Consider the following 16,934-nt stretch of genomic DNA (forward strand, 5'->3'; position numbering starts at 1 on the left):
ATGGGATACCTGGCTCTTTCCCAGGCCCTAAGGAAGGTCCTCCTCCGGGGGGGGGTGGCCCCCAGGCGCCAGGTTCTAACCCTTCCCCAGGGGCAGTTTCTGGTGATGCCCGCCGCCGACCAGGAGGTGGCCCTTTGCAAGCTGGTTACGGTGGAGGCTTCCCGAAGGGAAGAGGATGGGCCTCAGCGCCGGCCTTCGGTGCAGGCGGAGGTCTGGGCCAAGAGGCTGGATACCGGGGAGGTCTTCCACCTGCCGGGAGAGGAGATCACGAAAAGGCGCACTGCCGCCCTTTCCCTTTTGGCGGCTAGGCTTCTTGCGCCGAGGCAAGAGGGGGCGCTTCTTTTGCTGGGGCCTGGAGCGCAGGGGGAAGCCCACCTCGAGGCCTTCGCCGAAGGTCTTCGCCTGACCAGGGTCTTTGTGCGGGGAAGGAGTCGGGACAGGTTGGAAGTTTTTATGCGGAAGGTCCGAGAGATAGGCCTTTCTGTTGAAGAATGGTTGGGCGAGGAAGTGCCCGAGGAGGTGGCCTTCATCGTCACCGCTACACCCAGTCCCGCCCCGGTACTACCGGAGAGGGTACCGGAGGGCGCCTTCATCGCCGCCGTTGGCAGTTTCCGCCCGGAGATGCAGGAGGTCCCCCGGGCCCTGGTGGAAAGGGCTGCCGTCTACTGCGACACGGAGGACGCCCTCGTGGAGGCGGGGGAACTTCAGGGCCTTTCTAAACCCGTGGTCACCTTAAGGGAAGCCCTCTTGGGCAAGCGGGCGGAAGGGGATCCCGTGCTGTTTAAGAGCGTGGGCCACGCACTTTTTGACCTGGCCGCGGTGCGGCACCTCATGGGCTTGGATTAGAAGCGAACCACGATCTTTCCGGTATGACCCCGGTCTATGAGGGCCTGGAAGGCGGCCTCAGCCTCTAGGAAAGGGAAAACCGCCCCCACCACGGGCTTGAGCTCACGGCCCAACCGGGGCAGGAGAAACCCCAAGGCTTCCTGCACCAAGGCCTGTTGCCTGAGGAGGGGAGCCAGCCAAAAGCCCGTGACCGTAAGGTTTCGGCGCATGAGGCGCAGGGGATTCAGGGAAGCGGCCTCCCCCTCTGCGGCCCCGATATAGACCAGCCTTCCTCCCGGGTTCAGAAGGGCCAGGCTTTCCTCCAGAAGGTTGCCGCGCACCTCCAGAAGGATGTCCACCCCGCCGAAGGCCTTGGCCTTTTCCGTAAGCTCCCCATAGGTGGCGGTGGCCTCGGCGCCTAGGGTTTGGGGGAGGGCCAGCTTCTCGGGCCTCGAGGCGGAGGCCAGCACCCGCAAGCCCATGGCCTTGGCCACCTGCACGGTGGCAGTTCCCAAGGCCCCTGCCGCTGCCTGCACCAGGACCTTTTCCCCGGGCTTGGCCCCCGCCTGCCGCAGGGCTAAATAGGCGGTGAGGAAAGAAACCGGGTAAGCGGCGGCTTCCTCAGGGGAAAGCCCCTCTGGCACGGGGAGAAGGGCCTCCCTGGGCACAGCTATCCGCTCTGCTAGAGCCCCATGCCCCATTAAAGCGGCAAAGCGCTGGCCTGCCACCCGACCTACGGCCTCCATACCGGGCACGAAGGGCGGGTGGACGCGAGTGAGGTACCCACCAAGGCGCATAAGGTGGTCGGCAAAGTTCAGGCCCACCGCCTCCACCTCCAACACCACTTCTCCAGGGCCCGGTGTGGGGTCGGGAAGCTCTTTAAGGACCAATGGACCACGCAAGCGTTCTTGCACCCAGGCGCGCATGGGGGGAGTTTACCCCTTTACGGAACCAGCTAGAAGGCCCCGCAGGAAGTACCGGCCCAGGAAGATATAGACGAAGAGGGTAGGTAGGGCAGCCAGGATAGCCCCGGCCATGGGCAGATTCCATTTCACGGCTTCACCCCCTGCCAGCTGGGCCAGGGCCACAGTGATGGGCTGGCTTTCCGGCCGGGTTAAGGTCACGGCGAAGAGGAACTCGTTCCAGATCTGTGTGAACTGCCAAATGGCCACCACTACGAAGGCGGGAGCGGAAAGAGGTAGGATCACGTGCCGAAAGATACCGAAGAATCCCGCTCCGTCTATGCGGGCTGCCTCTACCAGCTCATCCGGGATTTCGCTGTAGTAGTTCTTGAAGATCAGGGTGACGATGGGAATTCCGTAGACCACGTGTACCAGGATGAGGCCCCAGAGGGTGCCATAGAGGCCTATGGCCTTCACGAACTGGAAGAGAGGGATCAGGATGCTTTGGTAAGGGATGAACATGCCGAAGAGCATGAGGGCAAAGAGGAGGTTAGATCCCCTGAAGGGCCATTTGGCCAGGACGTAGCCGTTGAGCGCTCCCACTACAGCAGAGAGAACGGTGGCAGAAAGAGCCAGGATCACGCTGTTTTGGAACTTGGGGCGGAAGGCCTCCCAGGCCACCCTGAAGCTTTCCCAGTATACGGGATTGGGCCAATGCCAGACCGTGTCCAGGGTGATTCTGGCAGGCTCCTTTAAGGCGGTGAGGATCACCAGGTAGACGGGAAGGAGGAAGAAGAGGGTGGCAAGGAGGAGAAAGGTGTATAGAAGAATCCGGCCCATCAGCGCCTGACCTCCTTCTTCAGCTGGCTCGCCAGGTAGGGGATGACCACCATGGCCACCAAAAGCAATAGGAGTATGCCGATGGCAGCACCCTTGGCAAACTGGTTGCCTCGGAAGGCCAAAAGGTACATGTAGATGGCTGGCACGTCGGTGGGAGCATAGTCTAGCCCGGCCATAGCGAAGATAAGGTCAAAGATCTTCAAGGCAATGTGGCCTAGGACGATCAGGGCGGAAAGTGTGATGGGGGCGAGGAGGGGAAAAATAACGTACCGATAGGTCTGCCACTCGCTGGCCCCATCCACCTTGGCGGCCTCCAAAATTTCCACGGGGATGCCCCTCAGGCCCGCCAGGTAAAGGGCCATGGTGTAGCCCGACATCTGCCACACCGCTGCCAGGATCACCCCCACCAAGGCCAGGCTGAAGCCGTGGGGCTCGGCGTAGGGAAGAAGGCGGATGTTCCGACCCAGGGTTAGGGCCCAAAGGAGAAGCAGCCCACTGGATAGGAGACTCCAGAAAAGACGCTTTCTTTCGCCTCCGCGGTGGGCTTGCCAGGCAAGGTACAGAAGGGTTAGACCCACGGCCAAGGCTGTGTAGAAGGGGAGTTGATTCCAGTCGAAGACCAGCACCTGTTGCCTTGTGGTGAGCCAGGGAAAGTTAAAGGGGGGAAAGCCAAAGAGAGTGGGTAAAACGTTGACCCCACCTTGGGGTTGCAGAAGCCAACGCCAGATGGTGCCTGTTACCACGAAGGAGAGGGCCATGGGAAAAAGAAAAACCGTGCGGAAAAAGCCTTCCCCCTTAGGGCCTCGGTCTAGGGCTATGGCCAATAGAAGGCCTAGGCCCAGGGTTCCCGCCATGAAGAAGAGGGTAAAGAAGATCAAGTTGACCACGCTCTGGCGGAACCGCACGTCCACAAAGCCGCTAAAGAGCTCGCGGTAGTTCTCCAGGCCCACGAACTGGAGCTCAGGTCTCAGGGCCAAAGCTTGAGTGGGGTTCTTACCCCAGTCGCTGAAGGAAACCCAGAGGTTTTGCCCGATGAAGCCGTAGACAAAGACGCCTACCGCCACCAAGGAGGGGAGGAGGACCAAGAAGGCTGTGATACGGTCACGCATGCCATCTCCGGAAAAGCCCGTGGGGGCTTTAGCCCCCACGGGCCGAGAGGCGTTACCGGCCCAAGCCCACCTGGTTGGCGATGGCCTGGGCGGCGTTGGCTGCCGCTTGCGGGTTCTTGCTCTGCAAGAAGATCTCCATCACCGTGCCGAACTGGCTCATGAAGCTTTCGGGTGCCACGGCTCCGTGCACCAAGGAGCCCACGATGCGATTGGACTGCCAGTCCTTCATGGCCGACTGACCATAGGCGTTGTATTTGGCAGGGTCAGAGTCCAACCGGGCGGCGATGGAGCCTTTTAAGGGGTTAAAGGTGTCCTGACCTTCCTTGGAGCCCACCAGCTTGAGCCAGTTGATGGCGTTCTGCCGGTTCTTGGCTCCCTTGGGCAGGCCGAAAGAATCGGAGAGCATCATGAAAACCCCGGAGGTGCCTGGAGAGGGTGCCCAGGCGAAGTCGGTGCCGGGCTTGAGCTTAAGGGTGGTGCTCATGTAGCCAGCGGCCCAGTCGCCCATGATGTTGAAAGCAGCTTTACCCTGGACTACCCGGTCCACCGCCTGCTGCCAGGACAGGCCTGCGGCGTCCTTGTTGGCGCAATCCAGCACCTTGCCGAAGGTGTCCCAGACCGCCACCGCCTTGGGGTCGGTGAACTTGAGCTTGCCGTTCCAGAGGTTGGCCCAGCCGTCAGCCCCCAGGGTGGCCAGGGCTACGCTTTCCCAGAGGTGTTGTTGGGTCCAGTTCTCCCCCAGGGCTAGAGGTGCCTCCAGGCCTTTCCGCTTTAAGGTCTGGCAGGTGGCGAGAAAATCCGCCCAGGTCTTGGGTGGCGTTACCCCCCACTCCCTCAGCTTGGCAGGAATGTACCACATGACGTTGGAGCGGTGGATGTTGACAGGCACGCTCCAGATACCTCCCTTGTAGGAAAGGAGATCGATAAGACCCTTGGGGAAGGCTTGGAGCCAGCCCTCCTGCCGGAATAGGCTGGTGAGGTCCTCCATGCGGTCTGCCACCACCCAGGTGCCGATGAGCTCCTGCCCCGCGTGCACCTGGAAGGTGTCGGGTGGATCCCCACCCAGCATGCGGGTTTTCAGTACCGCCTTGGCGTTGACCCCAGCTCCTCCCGTCACCGTAGCGTTGATGACCTCCACGCCGGGATACTTTTGCTTGTAAAGCCGGATGAGGGCCTCGAGGGCTGGTCCCTCGTCCCCTGCCCACCAGGAGAAGATCTCCAGCTTACCCGTCTGGGCCAGGGCGCTGAGCCCCAAGGCCACGCCGATCGCCAAAAGCCACTTCCTCATACCTACCTCCATTGCGACGTGGGCTTTCCGCCCACAGGCCGCCCAGCTCAAAAAACCTCACCAGAAAGAGGCTAGCCCCACCCACCGCTGGGGCCAGGTGGCCATAGACGGAAGGTTGGACGGGTAAGGAGCGGTGGGCCTCCAAAAAGGCGTGGGCCTCCAAGGACTGGCGCATGGGGTGTTCCAGATGGGGGAAGAGCTCGGCTGCCTTGCCTCCCACCACCACCCGACCCGGGTCGTAGGCTACCGCCAGGTTGGCGAGGAACCGCCCTAAGACCTCGCCCAGATGGTGGATGGCCTTGAGGGCCAAATCCTCCCCTTGCTCGGCCAGGTGGAGGAGGGCCTCCAGAACTTCGGCCTTGCCCCCAAGGGCCCGGTAATGCTCCAGAAGTGTTCCGAGGCCGAGCTCAGTTTCCAGGCACCCTATCCGGCCGCAGGCGCAGGTTTTATTCCCCTGGCCGAGCCAATGTCCAAGTTCCCCAGCAGCCCCGCTGGCTCCGCGCAAAACCCGGCTTTCCGATACCACCCCAACCCCCAGGCCCGTGCTGAGCACCAGATAGGCTAAGTTTGCCTCCCCGTGGAAGAAGACCTCGGACAAAGCCGAGGCCTTGGCATCGTTTTCCAGGGCCGTGGGCAAGGGGAAATCGACGAGCAAGGGCCTCAGATCCAGGTTTCTCCAACCCAGGTTAGGGGCTAGGAGGAGGCGGTCTTCCACCACCACCCCGGGCAGGGTTAGCCCCAGGCCCAATGGGCCAGGCACATGGGCAAGCACCTCCTGTAGAAGCCGTTCCAGCCGTTCTTTGGGCCCGGCCTCCCGGGAGTGGTTCCACTCCTTGGCCCAAAGGACCTCCCCCCGCCAGTCCAGGGCCAAAAGGACCGTTCCCTCCACCCCTAGCTCCGCCCCTAGGGCGAAGCGGGCACCGGGGCGCAGGTGTAGCAAGGTGCCGGGTCGGCCCACAGGGGGAGAGGTAAAGGCCCCTTCCTCCAAGAGGCCTTCTTGCAGGAGTTCGTCCACCAGGCGGCTTACGGCGCTTTTAGCCAGGCCCGTAAGCCGGGAAAGGCCTGCGCGGGTAAGGGGACCCCGCCTCAGGTGGGCCAGAATGGCCCGGCGGTTGAGTCTGCGGATTTCTTGCGTATCCCCTTTGCGCATCCCGATTCCTTTGCCAAGCCTTTTAGTTCGTTCTCAGGACTAAGTAAATCACCCGGCCCCGGATCTGTCAAGCCCTTGTCTTTTCGCTCCCTAGGGTTTAGGCTGCCTTTAAGGCCCGCTAGGGCCCAAAAGCCAGGTCCGTTGCCCTGGTGCCTGGGCGCGTAGTCCAGGCTTAAAGTGGGGAAGTCCGGTGCAACTCCGGCGCTGTCCCGCAACGGTAACCGGTCCCGCTTCGCGCCCTTCTTTGCAGACCGGAAGCCCGAATACCTGCCAGGGCCGCCCGCAAGACCCCTAGGCGGGCACCTCACGCGGATGGGGGAGCGATAGGGGTTTGCAAAGCCATTTGCACCCCTGCCGCTTTCCGGCAGGGGTTTTCCCTACCTCCCCCGGGCCTGGCCCTAGCGGCCTTAGGGAGGTAGGTATGAGGAGAGTTTTTGCGGCAATAACGGTCCTTTTGGCCCTGGCCTTTGCCTTTCCCCTCACCTTCACCGACGACCTGGGGCGCACGGTTACGCTCAAGGCTCCTCCCAAGCGCATCGTCACCATGCTCCCTTCGGTGACGGAGACGGTTTGTGCCTTGGGGGCTTGTGAGCGGATCGTGGCCACCGACGACTACTCCGATTGGCCCGAGAAGGTGAAGGCCTTGCCCAAGGCGGGGGGGCTTTACAACCCGAACCCCGAGCTCATTGTGTCCTTAAAGCCGGACCTGGTTTTGGTCTCCAAATACGGCCGGCTTTATGAGACCTTGGAGCGGGCGGGGCTGGTGGTCTTTGCGGTTAAGACGGAAACCTATGAGGACATCTTCCGCACCACCCGTACCCTGGGCAAGCTTCTTGGCCTCGAGGGCCAAGCGGAACGCCTGGTGGCCCAGATCCAGCGGGAGGTGTACCAGGAGGAGTCCCGGGCGGCCAAGGCCAAGACCCGGCCCCGGGTGTACTACGAGATTGACCCCACCCCTTACACCGTGGGTCCCGATAGCTTCATCGGCGTCCTGATCCAAAAGGCCCGGGGTGTGAACATTATCCCTAAGGAGCTAGGCCTTTTCCCCAAGATCGCTCCGGAGTTCGTGGTGGAGAGGAACCCCGAGGTGATCGTGGCCACATACCCGGGTGCTCTGGAAACCATCCGGGCCAGGCCTGGGTGGAGCCGGGTGCAGGCGGTCCAGACGGGGCGCATCTGCGTGTTCACCGGGGGCCAGGATAACCTTCTCTCCCGCCCGGGCCCCCGGGTGGCCCAGGGGCTTAGGCTCTTGGTGGATTGCTTCCATGGGCGTTAGGCCATGATCCAAGCCCTCCCCCTGGCCTTTAGGCGGAGCCTGGTCTTCCTCTGGTTACTTTTCCTCCTTCTTCTGGCCCTGGTGCTAGGGGTGGCCCTGGGGGCGGTGAACCTGCCGCCAGGCGAGGTGCTCCAAGCCCTTTTGGGCCTCAAGGAGAATCCCATCGTCACCGAGATGCGGCTTCCCAGGGTCTTAGGGGGAATGCTGGTGGGGGCGGCCTTGGGCGTGGCGGGGGCCAGCTTCCAGGGGCTCTTCCGCAACCCCTTGGCCGACCCCTACCTCATGGGCTCGGCGGCAGGAGCGGCTTTTGCCGTGACCCTGTTGGCCTCCTTGATGGGGGGATTGTCTCCCGCCTTTGCCCAGCACGCCATCTTTCAGGGCTTGCCCCTCTCCGCCACCCTCTTCGGGTTCCTGGGAGCCCTTTCCGCCACCCTCCTTACCCTGGTCCTGGCGGGGGGGGCGGCCCGGACGGGGGAGCTGGTGCTGGCGGGGGTGGTGGTGGGGAGCGTCCTGACGGGGGCCACCACCTACCTGATGCTGCAGGATGCCGACCGGGTGCGGGCGGTCTTTGCCTATACCCTGGGCAACCTGGCCTTTTTGGGCTGGCCCGGGGTGAAGGCCCTTCTTCTTTTCTTCCTGCTGGCCCTTCCTCCCCTTTTGCTCCTAGGCCGGGTGCTGAACGCCTTGCAGCTGGGGGAGGAGGTGGCCAAGAGCCTGGGATTGCCCCTCGAGGGTCTTAAGCTCCTTCTCCTCCTTGCCGCAAGCCTTTTGGTGGCCGCTGCCGTGGCCCAAGCGGGGATCATTGGTTTCGTGGGCTTGATTACCCCGCATCTCCTTCGGCGCATCTTGGGGGAGGACTACCGCCTGCTTTTGCCCGCTTCCGCCTTGGGGGGAGCGGCCCTCCTCGCGCTGGCGGACCTTTTGGCCCGCACCCTTACCCGTCCGGCGGAGCTTCCCGTAGGGGTGGTGACCACCCTTCTCGGGGGCCCCTTCTTCCTTTACCTCATGTGGAGGCGGCGTGGAAGGGCTTGAGGCTAAGGGCATCGTGGGCCCCTATGCCCTCTTGGGGGTGGACCTGGCCGTACGGCCGGGGGAGTGGGTGGCCCTTTTGGGCCCCAACGGATCAGGGAAAAGCACCCTTTTAAGGGTTATGGCGGGGCTGCTGCGGCCCAGGTCGGGGAAGGTGTTGCTGGAAGGCAGGCCCCTTTGGGCCTACGGTAGCTATGCCCGGGGCCAGCTCCTTGCTTACCTGCCCCAGGGGGGTCCCTACCCCGAGGGGCTTTTGGTGGAGGAGGTGGTGCGCCTGGGGAGGCTTCCCCACCTGGGCCTCTGGGGAAGGGAGGGCAGGGAGGACCAGGAGGCGGTGGCCTGGGCCCTGGAGGCCACGGGTGCTTCCCGTTTTGTTGGCCGGTACCTGGGTAGCCTTTCCGGGGGAGAACGGCAAAGGGTCCTTTTGGCTCGGGCCTTGGCCTCGAGGCCCCGCTACCTGCTCCTGGACGAGCCTACCACTTACCTGGACCTGGAGTATCAGGGGGGGCTTTTGGCACTGCTCCGAGGGTTAGCCGCCAAGGGCATGGGAGTCCTTGCCGTTCTCCACGATCCCAACCAGGCGGCCCTGGCCGACCGGGTGGCGGTGCTCAAGGGGGGAAGGCTTTTGGCGGAGGGAGGGCCGGAGGCGGTTCTTGCCGAGCCCCTTCTCCAAGGCCTCTATGGCCATGGGGTTCGGGTGGCCCACCTTGGGGGGAGGCCCCATGTCTACCTGGACGGATAGGGCGAGGCTTTTCATCCGCGGCCAGGCCTTGTTGTTAGACCTAGGGGAGGAGCTGGCTTTCTATACGGAGTCTGGGCCTAGGAGGGCCCGGTATCTTCTGGTGGGCAGGCTGTCCCTTCCGGAAAGGTTGCGGCTCGGCCTACCCTGGGAAGGGGTTCTCCACTACCCCTTGCCGGTGGATCCCTTGGCTTTTGAGTGGGAGGTGCAGACCCTGGTCCTACCGGGGCTTAGGGTGTACCTGGGGGGGCCTCCCCTTTTCGTGGAGACCCCCTACTACGCCTGGCGGCTTTAGGCGACCTATGGGCGGGGCCTTTTGCCCTTGACAGGGGCTAGGGGTGGGAGTAGGGTAGACCTACCAACCGTTCGGTCGGGATCGGGAGGTGGAGGATGCGGCTTAAGGACAAGGTGGTGGTGATCACCGGGGCGGCCCACGGCCTGGGTCGGGCCACCCTGGAGCTGTTCGCTCGGGAGGGGGCCAGGCTGGTGGCGTGTGACCTGGAGGAGGCCCCCTTGCGGGAAGCGGCGGAGGCCACGGGGGCCTTGCCCATTCCCATGGATGTGGCGGATCCCCTTTCGGTGGAAAGGGGGTTCCGGGAGGCCCTTCAGGCCATGGGCCGCCTGGATGGGGTGGTGCACTATGCCGGCATCACTCGGGATAACTTCCATTGGAAAATGCCCTTGGAGGACTGGGAGACCGTCCTAAGGGTAAACCTCACGGGGAGCTTCCTGGTGGCCAGGGCGGCCTCCGAGGCCATGCGGGAGAGGAACCCGGGCTCCATCGTCCTTACCAGCTCCCGGGTCTACCTGGGCAACCTGGGGCAGGCCAACTATGCCGCTTCCAAGGCGGGGGTGGTGGGGCTTACCCGTACCTTGGCCCTGGAGCTTGGGCGGTACGGCATCCGGGTCAACGCCCTGGCCCCTGGCTTCATTGAAACCCGCATGACCGCCAAGGTGCCGGAGAAGGTGCGGGAGAAGGCCATTGCCGCCACCCCTTTGGGCCGCTCGGGGAAGCCTTTGGAGGTGGCCTATGCCGCCCTCTTCCTGGTCTCCGACGAGTCCAGCTTCATCACCGGCCAGGTGCTCTTCGTGGATGGGGGGAGGACCGTCGGGGCGGCTCCCGCTTGAGGGGGAAGCATGGACTTTGCCCGACTGGAGGCCTTTTTGAGGGGGCAGGTGGCCGAGGGGCGGATCCCCGGGTATGTGGCCCTGGTGGCCCGGGGGGGAGAGGTGTTCTACCAAGGCGTCGGTGGATACTTAGACCCAGGAAAGGGCCTTCCCATGCGGGAGGAGGCCCTTTTCCGCATTTACTCCATGACCAAACCCTGGGTTTCCGCCCTGGCCCTCACCTTTGTGGAGGAAGGCCTCCTTTCCCTTCAGGACCCAGTGGAGGAGTACCTTCCCGAGTTTTCCCGCCTTCAGGTGGGGCGGGAGGTGGGGGGGGAGGTGGTCCTGGAAGCGCTAAAGGCTCCGGTTACCGTCTACGACCTCCTCCGTCACACGGCGGGCTTCACTTACGGGGTCTTCTTCCGCTCCCCGGTCAAGGGGCTCTATCTGGAGGCGGGGGTGGACCGGTTTGACCTTTCCCGGGAGGAGTTCTTGAAGCGGCTTTCTGCCCTACCCTTGCGCTTCCAACCGGGTGAGGCTTTTGAATACGGCCTTTCCAGCGATGTACTGGGGCACCTCCTGGAAGCCCTTTCTGGGAAAAGTCTGGCTGAACTTCTGCGGGACCGGGTGTTTTCACCATTGGGCATGCGGGATTCTGGTTTCCAGGCCCACGACCCCGCCCGTTTGGCCCAACCCTTTTCCAAAGACCCGGAGACGGGTAGGTCTATCCGCCTCATCCCCGTGGAGGCGGAGCCGCCCCGGTATGCGGGGGGCTTGGGTGGCGTGAGCACGGTCTTGGACTACCTGCGGTTCCTGGAGGCCCTACGCACGGGCCGGGGCCTCTTACATCCCCGCCTTTGCCGCCTTATGACCCAGGACCACCTGGGCCCCCTGTACGAGGCGGGGTTGCGGCGGGGCCTCGAGTACACCCCTGGCCCCGGCTACGGGTTTGGCCTGGGGGTGGCGGTCAGGTTGGGTCCGGCGGGAATGGCCCCGGGCAATCCAGGAGACTTTTACTGGTGGGGGTTTGCCGGTACCTACTTCTTCGTGGACCCCAGCCAGGGCCTTTCCGCCTTGCTTTTCACCCAGGCTCCAAACCTGCTGTCCATCTTGGAGCCGGAAAGGGCCTTGCACTCCCGCCTAGGGCAGAGGCTTCACCTGGCCTTCCGCACCTTGGTTTACGCTTCCCTCTAGGGGCTCCACCCCTACGCATGCGGCCAGTTCTTGGGGGAGCAAGTAGTCTTGTCCTTCTACCCGCACCCGCACGCCTTCCTCCTGGGCCATCACCCGGACCCGGGCCCCTGGCACCAGGCCGAGTCGGGCGAGAAGGTTTAGGGTGCCTCGGTCTTGGACTAGGGCCCGGACCACCCGGGCTTCCCCTAGGGGGGCCTGGGAGAGAGGCCGGGTTGAGGCCTTGGGCAAGGCCAAGTCCTTGGTGGGGATGGGATCCCCATGGGGGTCAAAAAGGGGGTGGCCCAAAAGCTCCGCAATCCTTTCCTCAAAGGCCTCGCTGATCACATGTTCAAGCCTTTCCGCCTCCTGATGGACCTCCTCCCAGCCGTAGCCCAGGGCCTGGTGCAAGTAGGCCTCGAGGAGCCGGTGGTGCCTTAGGACCTCCAGGGCGATCCGCCGCCCGGCCTCGGTGAGCCGGGCCCCCTGGTAGGGGGCGTGCTCCACCAGGCCTAAGGCGGTGAGCTTCTTAAGCATCTCCGTCACCGAGGGAGGTTTAACCCCCAGGCGCTCGGCAAGCGCCTGGGTGGGCACCGGGCCTTGCCGCTCCGCCTCCAGGAGGAAAAGCTGCTTCAAGTAGTCCTCCTGGGCCTCGGACAGGGGAGGGCGTCCCATCCTCCCCAAGGTAGCACGAATCCCCCAGGTTAAAGGAGCTGCTCAGCCCAGGGGGGTGGACCCAGACCCAAAAGACCCTTAAGCCCCATGGCCGCTTCCACCCCCTGGGTGCCGTAGTTGTTGTTAAAAATGACGAAAACCGCTTTGGCCTTCTCCGCCAGGGTACGGGTGGCCTGGGCGAGGTCTTCCAGCTCCTCCGCCGAATAGCGCCAGTTGAAACGCTCGTAGGGCTTGAGGTGGGGGCCCTTCCAGGATGCCACGTTTCTTCCGTGGCAGCGGAGCACCGCCACGGGATGGGTGGGCTCCAGGACCCGAGGTGGGGCCTCGGGGTGGGGTGGCGCGTCCACGCTCACGTGGATGAGGCCCAAGCGCTCAAGCTCCTTCTTTACAAACCCCCAAGCCACATACCACTTGGGGTTGCGGAACTCCACCGCCACCCGGTAGCCTTGGGTCCTTTCCGCCAGGTGCTCCAGGTACTGGAAGCTTCGGGGCTTGGGTTCGGTCCAGGGGGGGAGGCCAAAGTGCAGGTAGCCCAGCTTGCCCGCCTCCCGTAAGGGTTCTATGGCGGCAAAGAAGCGGTTCCACGCTTCCTCCACCACCTCCTTGGGCACTTCCCGTTGGGAGAGGTGGCCTTCCTGCCGGGGCAACAGGATGCGGAGGTCCTTGGAAAGCGCAGGGGCCTCGAGGCCGTGCCCCGTGAAGGCAGAAAAGGCCTTCACGTGGAAGAGGAAGCCCGGTGGGGTCCTTTCCGCCCACTTGGCCACCACCTCCCGTCGGGGCAGGGCGTAGAAGGTGCTGTCCACCTCCACGGTATCAAAGTGTTGGGCGTAGTAGCGGAGGCGTTTTTCCGGATGGTTTCGCACCTCAGGAGGGTACCAGCCGGAGTTAAGAAGGGTCTCATCCGTCCAGCTGGCGGTGCCTACCCGAACCTCCCCCATGCCTCCATGGTGGCAGGAGGGGCGTCCTAGGGCAAGGGTTCAGATTGCCTTGGCCGCGGCCCTTTGCGCCTGGCGGGCCAGGTTGAGGAGCTCGTAGGCCAGGGCTTCTAAGGCGCCAGGTTTTAAACGGAAATGAGTCCAGCGTCCCACGCGCACCCCCTCTACCAGCCCCGCCTCGCGCAGGATCCTGAGGTGGTGGCTCACCGTGGGCCCGGAAAGCCCAGTCTTCTCCTTCAGGTGGCAGAAGCAGACCCCGTAGGCGCTTCCGCACCGGGGGTCAAAGGCGGTGTGCTCGTCGGGAAGCTCAGCCAGAAGCCGAACGATGGTGAGGCGGGCGGGGTGGGCCAGGGCCTCGAGGCGGCCTTGCACGAGAGCCTGCTCCATGCCTTCCAGAATAGCAAAAGGGCTTCTTTGACAAGGTAAAGGAAAACGGGTTATGAATGCTAGGGGTGTATTTTTATGTGTGAAAACTGCCCTTCGGGACGGGCTTAAGGCCGTGATACCCCTGAGAAGTATTTGAAACCGTTTGCTTATGGGTTGACAAATGTCCCTGACATTTGATAGCTTTCAATTGCACCCAAGGAGGTGTAGCTATGACACAAACCCTTTCCCGTAGGCGGTTTGTAAAGCTCACGGCGGCGGCCACCGCTCTCTTCACCGCAGGGGGCAAGGCCCAGTTGGGGTACGCCCCCAGCCTCACCTACCCGGCGGTGAAGGTGGCCAATGTTTCCCAGGTGAAGACGGGCCAGCCCGTTACCTTCAGCTACCCGGATGCGTCCAGCCCCGCCATCCTGGTGAAGCTGGGCAAGCCGGCTGTTGGGGGTGTGGGTTCTGCGCGGGACATCGTGGCCTTTTCCGCCCTCTGCACCCACATGGGCTGTCCCGTCCAGTACGAGGGGGGGAGGTTTATCTGCCGGTGCCATTACTCCATGTTTGACCCCGCCAAGGCCGGCCAGACCTACCAGGGCCTGGCCAGCTCCTGGCTCCCCCAGATCCCCCTTCGTATTGACGGCAAGGGCGACATTTATGCGGTAGCGGTGGCCGGCCTTATTTGGGGCCGTGTCAAGAACGTTTAGGAGGTATAGAGTATGGCGCTCATTCCAAGAAGGGACCAGCTTCCCATCCCCCCCAAGAACGCTCGGGTACACAACACCGTCTGCCAGTACTGCAACGTGGGTTGCGGCTACAAGGTGTACGTTTGGCCTGTGGGGCAGCAGGGCGGCCTGAAGCCTGACCAGAACGCCTTCGGCCTGGATCTTTCCCAGGCCCAGCCGCCTTTGGCTGGTCAGAGCTACACGGAAACCATGCATGCCGTCACTGTCGGCCGGGATGGCCAGCAGTACCACGTGGTGATTGTGCCGGCCAAGGATAGCCCCATCAACCGGGGTAACTACTCCATCCGTGGCGGCACCAACGCCGTTACCGTTTGGAGCCTGGACCGAGGCACCCAGGACCGGCTTGAATACCCTCTCCTTCGGATTGGGGATCAGTTCCAGGCCATCACCTGGCAGGATGCCCTCACCTTGGTGGCCGGGGTCATCAAGGGCATCCGCGACCGGGACGGCAACGACGACAACATCGCCGTGAAAGCCTATGACCACGGGGGCTCAGGCCAGGGCTTTGAGGACAACTACGGTCTAGGCAAGTTCTTCTTTGCCGCTCTTTCCGTGAAGCACATCGCCATCCATAATCGCCCCGCCTACAACTCCGAGGTCTGGGGAAGCCGCGAGCGGGGTGTGCACGAGCTTAACTACACCTACGAAGATGCTCGCCTGGCCGATACCATCGTTCTCTGGGGGGCTAACACTTATGAGACCGCCACGGTTTTCTACGCTGAGCACATGCTCCCCAACATCCAGGGGAACACGGTGGCGGAGAAGCAGCAGGCCTTTGAGAAGGGAGAGCCCGCCGAACCCGGTTACCTGATTGTCGTTGACCCCCGGAAGATCTCTTCCTACACCATCGCTGAGACCGTGGCCAAGGACCGGGTTCTCCTCCTCCGGCCCAACCTGGGCACGGACTACATCCTGGCCAACGCCATCGCGCGGGTGGTTTGGGAGCGGGGTTACTACGACATGGCCTACCTGCAGGCCCGCACCGACATGGGGCTCTTTGAGGAGTACAAGCAGAAGAGCCTCAAGCTCCAGGTGCCCTACGCCGAGTTCATGGCCCAGGTTGAGCGGATTACAGGGGTGCCCCGGGCCCAGATTGAGAAGGCCGCCGACTGGATTGCCAAGCCAAAGGCCGGCAAGTTCAAGCGCCGCACCCTCACCATCTACGAGAAGGGCGTCATCTGGAACATGAAAAACTATGACCAGGTGGCGGCCATCGTGCAGCTGGCGGTCCTCACCCACAACATCGGCCGTCCGGGCACGGGTTGTGGCCGCCAGGGTGGGCACCAGGAGGGCTACGTGCGGCCCCCTGCTCCCACGCCGGGTTCCATCTACCGGGGCGGCCCTCCTGTAAACGTGGACAAGTTCCTGGTGGAGGGTAAGGGCAAGTTCTACTGGGTGGTGGCCACGGATCCTTACCTTTCCACCCCCAATGCCCAGGTCTTCCGCAAGCGCATCCACGAGCGCACGGAGAAGCTCACCAAGGCCTTGGGCCAGGGGGGGGAGCCCGGGACCATAGGGGAGCGGGTGAAGAAAATCCTGGACGTGCTCTACTCCGATCCCGATGCCCTCTTCATGGTGGTCCAGGACATCTACATGACGGAGGTTGCCCGCGATGCCCACCTGATCCTTCCTGGTGCAGCTTGGGGTGAGGCTAACGACACGTCCATTAACTGCAATAGCCGCTTGCTCCGCCTTTACGAGAAGTTCATGGACCCTCCCGGCGAGGCCAAGCCCGACTGGGAGATCTTCAAGCTGGTGGGCCTCCGCCTTGCTGACCTCTACCGGGCCGAGGGCAAGGCCCAGGAGGCGGCCAAGTTTGAGTTCGGCAAGAACTGGAAGACCGATGAGGATGTCTTCCTGGCTGGGGCGGAAGAGTTCGGTGATAATCGTGTGAGCGAGGAAGACGAGGCCAAGCTGGAGCCGGAGAACTACAAGGGCGTCACCTATAAGTTCCTTAAGGAGGTGGGCCAGCAGGGCATCCAGACCCCCGTGCGCCGGGATCCCAAGACTGGGAAGCTGGTGGGTACGGTGCGCCGTTACACCCACAAGTTCGGTACCTCCGACGGCAAGTTCAAGTGGTACGGTACCGACGACTGGGAGGGGTATCCCGCCGAGGTGGCCAAGTACCTTGAAGGGGAAAAGGCCAGGCAGTATCCCTTCTGGGTCACCACCGGGCGGGCCCAGACCATCTGGCAGACGGCCTACCACGACCGCCGGTTGCCGGAAAAGGCCGTGGCCTTGCCCCTGCCTTATGTGGAAATCCACCCTGAAGACGCCAAGCGGCTTGGCCTCCAGTCCGGGGACCTGGTGGAGGTGTACAACGAGGAGGGGAACGGCACCTTCATGGTCTACGTGACGGACGCCGTCAAGCCGGGCTTGATCTTCTTGGTGATGTACCACTGGCGGGGTACGTCCAACTCCCTAATCTCCGGCTACACCGATCCCAAGACCACCATCCCCTGGTACAAGGGGACCCGGGCCAACCTGCGCAAGCTTGCGGGAAGCATCCCCTCGGTGCAGCAAACGGCAAGCCTCCTGCAGCAGAACAAGTTTGACTAACCCCTAACGCTCGCCTATCCCCGCCCCGAAAGGGGCGGGGGCCTCCTTTTCCTCAGGGCCCAACCTGGGGGCGCCAGGACTTGGCCATAGGGCGGCCCAGGTTTTGCGGGATCTCCGCAGGCTGCTTTCCGGGTGGATTCAGGTTGATCCCAAGGGTGAGGATGGAATCCCGGGGGAAAAGGTCGGATGGGCGAGGGCTGAGGGATAGCCCG

General features: G+C 63.3%; 17 protein-coding genes and 1 riboswitch. Of the genes, 9 read left to right on the forward strand and 8 right to left on the reverse strand.

From position 1 onward, the window contains the following. Positions 1–846, forward strand: a complete 846-nt coding sequence (locus L0D18_RS00690; protein ID WP_243026744.1) for a Rossmann-fold NAD(P)-binding domain-containing protein — start codon at positions 1–3, stop codon at positions 844–846. On the opposite strand, the gene L0D18_RS00695 is transcribed toward L0D18_RS00690, so the two are convergent. Genes L0D18_RS00695 through L0D18_RS00715 form a run of 5 tightly spaced genes read right to left on the reverse strand, consistent with a single transcriptional unit; the run spans position 843 to position 6,114 of the window. Next, positions 843–1,751, reverse strand: coding sequence for an NADPH:quinone oxidoreductase family protein (locus L0D18_RS00695; protein ID WP_243026745.1), 909 nt, complete (start codon positions 1,749–1,751; stop codon positions 843–845). The genes L0D18_RS00690 and L0D18_RS00695 overlap by 4 nt on opposite strands. 9 nt (positions 1,752–1,760) lie before the next feature. Further along, entirely contained in the window at positions 1,761–2,567 is an 807-nt protein-coding gene (locus L0D18_RS00700) for a carbohydrate ABC transporter permease (protein ID WP_243026746.1), read from the reverse strand. Further along, positions 2,567–3,676 carry a carbohydrate ABC transporter permease gene (locus tag L0D18_RS00705; RefSeq protein WP_243026747.1) on the reverse strand — a complete coding sequence of 370 codons (1,110 nt, stop codon included), beginning with the start codon at positions 3,674–3,676 and terminating at the stop codon, positions 2,567–2,569. Before L0D18_RS00705 ends, L0D18_RS00700 begins: the two co-directional genes overlap by 1 nt. Positions 3,677–3,728: 52 nt before the next feature. Next, positions 3,729–4,964: an ABC transporter substrate-binding protein gene (locus L0D18_RS00710; protein WP_243026748.1), complete on the reverse strand. Its 1,236-nt coding sequence runs from the start codon at positions 4,962–4,964 to the stop codon at positions 3,729–3,731. Next, positions 4,900–6,114, reverse strand: a complete 1,215-nt coding sequence (locus L0D18_RS00715) for an ROK family transcriptional regulator (protein WP_243026749.1) — start codon at positions 6,112–6,114, stop codon at positions 4,900–4,902. The genes L0D18_RS00710 and L0D18_RS00715 overlap by 65 nt, the downstream gene beginning before the upstream one ends. A 130-nt stretch (positions 6,115–6,244) precedes the next feature. Continuing rightward, a riboswitch (cobalamin riboswitch) is annotated at positions 6,245–6,403 on the forward strand. Between the two features lie 132 nt (positions 6,404–6,535). On the opposite strand from L0D18_RS00715, the gene L0D18_RS00720 reads away from it, so the two are divergent. From L0D18_RS00720 to L0D18_RS00745, 6 genes are all read left to right on the forward strand, one after another. Beyond that, positions 6,536–7,390, forward strand: a complete 855-nt coding sequence (locus L0D18_RS00720) for an ABC transporter substrate-binding protein (RefSeq protein ID WP_243026750.1) — start codon at positions 6,536–6,538, stop codon at positions 7,388–7,390. Between the two features lie 3 nt (positions 7,391–7,393). Next, positions 7,394–8,422 carry a FecCD family ABC transporter permease gene (locus tag L0D18_RS00725; protein WP_243026751.1) on the forward strand — a complete coding sequence of 343 codons (1,029 nt, stop codon included), beginning with the start codon at positions 7,394–7,396 and terminating at the stop codon, positions 8,420–8,422. Continuing rightward, positions 8,409–9,161, forward strand: a complete 753-nt coding sequence (locus L0D18_RS00730) for an ABC transporter ATP-binding protein (protein ID WP_243026752.1) — start codon at positions 8,409–8,411, stop codon at positions 9,159–9,161. The genes L0D18_RS00725 and L0D18_RS00730 overlap by 14 nt, the downstream gene beginning before the upstream one ends. Further along, positions 9,142–9,453, forward strand: a complete 312-nt coding sequence (locus tag L0D18_RS00735) for a hypothetical protein (RefSeq protein WP_243026753.1) — start codon at positions 9,142–9,144, stop codon at positions 9,451–9,453. Before L0D18_RS00730 ends, L0D18_RS00735 begins: the two co-directional genes overlap by 20 nt. A gap of 95 nt (positions 9,454–9,548) precedes the next feature. Next, positions 9,549–10,286, forward strand: coding sequence for an SDR family oxidoreductase (locus tag L0D18_RS00740; protein WP_243026754.1), 738 nt, complete (start codon positions 9,549–9,551; stop codon positions 10,284–10,286). Positions 10,287–10,295: 9 nt separating this feature from the next. Continuing rightward, on the forward strand, positions 10,296–11,459 hold the full coding sequence (locus L0D18_RS00745) for a serine hydrolase domain-containing protein (protein ID WP_243026755.1): 1,164 nt from the start codon (positions 10,296–10,298) through the stop codon (positions 11,457–11,459). Here L0D18_RS00745 and mntR read toward each other — a convergent pair. From mntR to L0D18_RS00760, 3 genes are read right to left on the reverse strand one after another with little or no spacing between them, the layout of a single operon-like run. Then, positions 11,406–12,110 carry a manganese-dependent transcriptional regulator MntR gene (gene mntR, locus L0D18_RS00750; protein WP_243026756.1) on the reverse strand — a complete coding sequence of 235 codons (705 nt, stop codon included), beginning with the start codon at positions 12,108–12,110 and terminating at the stop codon, positions 11,406–11,408. The two genes, L0D18_RS00745 and mntR, sit on opposite strands and share 54 nt — an antisense overlap. 29 nt (positions 12,111–12,139) lie before the next feature. Next, entirely contained in the window at positions 12,140–13,048 is a 909-nt protein-coding gene (locus tag L0D18_RS00755) for a DUF72 domain-containing protein (RefSeq protein WP_243026757.1), read from the reverse strand. A gap of 39 nt (positions 13,049–13,087) precedes the next feature. Next, positions 13,088–13,432, reverse strand: a complete 345-nt coding sequence (locus L0D18_RS00760; RefSeq protein ID WP_243026758.1) for an ArsR/SmtB family transcription factor — start codon at positions 13,430–13,432, stop codon at positions 13,088–13,090. Between the two features lie 209 nt (positions 13,433–13,641). Between L0D18_RS00760 and L0D18_RS00765 the strand changes: the two genes are divergently transcribed. Next, entirely contained in the window at positions 13,642–14,124 is a 483-nt protein-coding gene (locus L0D18_RS00765; RefSeq protein ID WP_243026759.1) for an arsenate reductase (azurin) small subunit, read from the forward strand. A 12-nt stretch (positions 14,125–14,136) separates the two neighbouring features. Next, positions 14,137–16,722, forward strand: a complete 2,586-nt coding sequence (locus L0D18_RS00770) for an arsenate reductase (azurin) large subunit (protein ID WP_243026760.1) — start codon at positions 14,137–14,139, stop codon at positions 16,720–16,722. The last annotated feature ends 212 nt before the right edge of the window (positions 16,723–16,934 follow it).

This window comes from Thermus albus (assembly GCF_022760855.1).
Taxonomy (GTDB): Bacteria; Deinococcota; Deinococci; order Deinococcales; family Thermaceae; genus Thermus; species Thermus albus.